Below are 1,316 nucleotides of genomic sequence, written 5' to 3' on the forward strand. Positions count from 1 at the left end.
CCCAGGAGCCCTTCCAGTGGCACCCCGTCAGGCAGCGGGCGCCCCAGAGAGGCAGGGAGCCTGGGAGAAGCCAAGGAGGTAGCCAGCTCACTCACGCCTCCGAGACCGCCACCAAAGCCGCCAGTGACGTCACCGCTGCCGGTGCCGTCGCTAGGACTACTGGCGGCGAGGCCTCCGCTGATGACGCGGCCACCGGTGCCACCGAGGGTGTCTCTGAGACTGCCGTCATCGGTGCCGCTGTTGTTGTCGTGGTTTGTGCTTGCGGGGGTGTCGTCGTCGGGGGTTTGCGTGGGTCTGTGGTAGGCGGTCTGTTGGCTGGTTCGTAGTGTGGACAGGGTCATCGCGGTGATGGCGTCGGCGCGCAGCTGGCCCAGGGTGCGCTGCTCACCGGTGGCTCGGGCTGATGCGGCGATCGCGTCCAAGGTGGCGTCCAGCAGCAGGGCGTCCATGGTGGGTAGCAGCAGGCGGACCTGGGACACGCCTTCACCGGCGGGCCTGGGACGTGACACGCACCGACGCTCCTGGTTGGCCCGGACCCGCTCGGCGTGTCCGGTGGGGTCTGTCTCCATCAGGGCCCGCTCAATGTCCCGCCCCACCTGGGACACGCTGCGCCTAGGAGCCTGAGGCAGCACCCGCTCCTGAACAGCCAGCGCCACCGGGGCCGGCACGCCCTCCAGGCGGCGAGTCACCAAGGACGCCTTGGCCGCATCCAGCACCCCGCACCGCTCCATGACCTCAGTGGGGTTAAAACCCATGTCCATCAGGGCGCTGCCGTGATCCACGATCTGCCCGGCCCGGCTCCGGGATACCCCCAGGCGGGCCGAGAGCAGGCAGGTGGCATTGAACCTGCGCTCCTGGTAGCCCACTACCTCCGAGACCCGGCCGTCTGGGCCCCACTGGCCCGGGTGACTCGACAGCTCACCACAGGCGGTCAGGCACGCCGCCGCCAGGGACTGACCCCACGTAGCCCACGCCGCCAGGCGGTGGCAGGCCGCAGCCAGCTCCCCCAAACCCGCAGCCCCCAGGCCCATGATCCCCGAGGCGCCGGCCTCCTCCACGGACACAGCCCGAAGCTCCTCAGCGCCGGCCACCAACGCCGCATCGTCCCCGCTGTCACCAGCGAACAAGCCCTCGCTATCAACACTGCCGGCACCGTCGGCATCAGAGCCCTCACCGCCACCGTCGCCGTCGCTGTCGCCGTCGTCGTGGTTCTGGGCGGTGGCCAGTAGGTGGGCCAGCAGCCCCTCCACCACGCCGGCCAGTGCTCCGCCAGCGGCCAAGGACCCCAGCAGGCCCGCCACGTCCTCAGCGCAGGC

Annotated in this window: 1 protein-coding gene; it reads right to left on the minus strand. The window is 70.7% G+C overall.

Translation table 11 applies throughout. The features are described from left to right. Positions 1-1,316 (minus strand): DUF222 domain-containing protein (locus RIV14_RS13635; protein ID WP_428978894.1); only part of this gene is annotated, 1,316 nt, incomplete at both ends.

Origin of the sequence: Actinomyces acetigenes (assembly GCF_031296635.1) — a bacterium.
Lineage (GTDB): Bacteria > Actinomycetota > Actinomycetes > Actinomycetales > Actinomycetaceae > Actinomyces > Actinomyces acetigenes.